The 1,825-nt window shown below is 61.2% G+C and carries 2 protein-coding genes and 1 pseudogene; all 3 read right to left on the bottom strand.

Going from position 1 to position 1,825, the window contains the following annotated elements:
* A pseudogene (locus tag EN993_RS35380) lies at positions 1-656 on the bottom strand (DNA-directed RNA polymerase subunit beta); the annotation flags it as partial.
* Between the two features lie 251 nt (positions 657-907).
* Positions 908-1,285, bottom strand: coding sequence for a 50S ribosomal protein L7/L12 (rplL, locus tag EN993_RS35375; RefSeq protein WP_027038853.1), 378 nt, complete (start codon positions 1,283-1,285; stop codon positions 908-910).
* Positions 1,286-1,339: 54 nt separating this feature from the next.
* Positions 1,340-1,822 (bottom strand): 50S ribosomal protein L10, encoded by a 483-nt coding sequence (rplJ, locus tag EN993_RS35370; RefSeq protein WP_127266199.1) that lies wholly within the window; start codon positions 1,820-1,822, stop codon positions 1,340-1,342.
* Positions 1,823-1,825 lie beyond the last annotated feature (3 nt).

The following is a 1,825-nucleotide window of genomic DNA, read 5'->3' as shown; positions in this document are numbered from 1 at the left end:
AGCAGCAGCGACGTCACCGGAATCTTGCGGCGACGATCGATGCGGGCGTGCACGACGTCCTTGGAATCGAACTCGATGTCGAGCCACGAACCGCGATAGGGAATGACGCGCGCGGCAAACAGAAGCTTGCCCGACGAGTGCGACTTGCCCTTGTCATGGTCGAAGAAGACGCCCGGCGAACGGTGCATCTGCGAAACGATGACGCGCTCGGTGCCGTTGACGATGAAGGTACCGTTCAAGGTCATGAGCGGCATGTCGCCCATGTAGACGTCCTGCTCCTTGATGTCCTTGATGGACTTGGCGCCGGTATCCTCGTCGATATCGAACACGATGAGGCGCAGCGTCACCTTAAGCGGCGCGGCATAGGTGAGGTCGCGCTGACGGCATTCGTCAACGTCGAATTTCGGTCCTTCGAACTCGTACTTCACGAACTCCAACATCGAGGAGCCGGAAAAATCGGAGATCGGGAAGACCGACTTGAAAACGGCCTGCAGTCCCTCGTCCGGACGCCCACCCTTGGGCTCCGCCACCATCAGGAACTGGTCATAGGATGCCTTCTGAACCTCGATCAGGTTCGGCATCTCCGCAACTTCCGGGATCTTTCCGAAGAACTTGCGTACGCGTCTGCGGCCATTGAAAGTCTGGGTCTGGGCCATCGTCGCTCCTTAGCTCTAAACTCGGGACGAGCCTCGCCGCGGCTCGCCTTGCATGCTGGGCCACCTTGGCGGCAACCCTCTGTCTGTTTTCCCGGCGCCTGTCGGCGGCCGGCTAGAACGGGAGAAAACCCGTTTCCTGAAGGCCGGTTTTCGGCCCTCAGGAAAGAGGTTCTCGTACGTCTCGCGCTGCGCGTGCTCCCTTCCAGCGAAGGGAGTGGCGGACGGCGCGAGGCCGCCCGCCGCTTTTACGCTTACTTCAGTTCGACCTTGGCGCCGGCTGCTTCCAGCTGGGCCTTGAACTTGTCAGCGTCGGCCTTGGAAACGGCTTCCTTGACCGGCTTCGGAGCCGCTTCGACCAGATCCTTGGCTTCCTTGAGGCCAAGACCGGTGATGGCGCGGACTTCCTTGATGACGTTGATCTTCTGAGCGCCTGCCTCGGTGAGGACGACGTCGAATTCCGTCTTTTCCTCGACCGGAGCAGCAGCGGCCGCACCACCGCCAGCGGCGGCAACAGCCACCGGAGCAGCGGCGGAAACGCCCCACTTTTCTTCCAGAAGCTTCGACAGCTCGGCCGCCTCGAGGACGGTCAGCTTCGAAAGGTCGTCTACGATCTTTGCGAGATCAGCCATTGTTGTATTCCTTCATAAGGTTCGAACGTGTGTTTGTGATAGCGAGGAACGGCCTCATGCCGCCTCGTCCTTCCGGGCGTAAGCGCCGATGACGCGCGCGACCGAGGCCGCTGGCGCATTGACGATCTGGGCGATCCGGGTTGCCGGCGTGGCGATCATGCCAACCAGCCTGGCGCGCAGCTCATCGAGCGACGGAAGTGTGGCGAGTGCCTTCACACCGTCGGCGTTGAGCGAGGTGGTGCCCATTGCGCCGCCGAGAATGACGAGCTTGTCATTTCCCTTGGCGAAATCGGACGCGACCTTCGGCGCCGCAATCGGATCCTCCGAATAAGCAATCAGCGTCTGTCCCTTGAACAGCTCGATGATCGATGCGGAGTCCGTGCCCTGAAGAGCGATTTTGGCGAGACGGTTCTTCGCGACTTTGACGGTGCCACCGGCGGCGCGCATTTTCGACCGAAGGTCGTTCATTTGCGCGACGGTGATACCGGCGTAGTGGGCCACGACCACTGAACCTGCGTTCGAGAACGCACCGTTCAGGCC

Origin of the sequence: Mesorhizobium sp. M7D.F.Ca.US.004.01.2.1, assembly GCF_003997785.1 — a bacterium.
In the GTDB taxonomy this organism is placed as follows: Bacteria; Pseudomonadota; Alphaproteobacteria; order Rhizobiales; family Rhizobiaceae; genus Mesorhizobium; species Mesorhizobium loti.
Note: the sequence above shows the minus strand (reverse complement) of the source record. Positions and strands in the feature narration are given on the sequence as shown.

What these genes read in the sequence shown, in the direction of transcription:
- rplL (WP_027038853.1), bottom strand. Translation starts at nt 1,285, where the DNA reads ATGGCTGATCTCGCAAAGATCGTAGACGACCTTTCGAAGCTGACCGTC.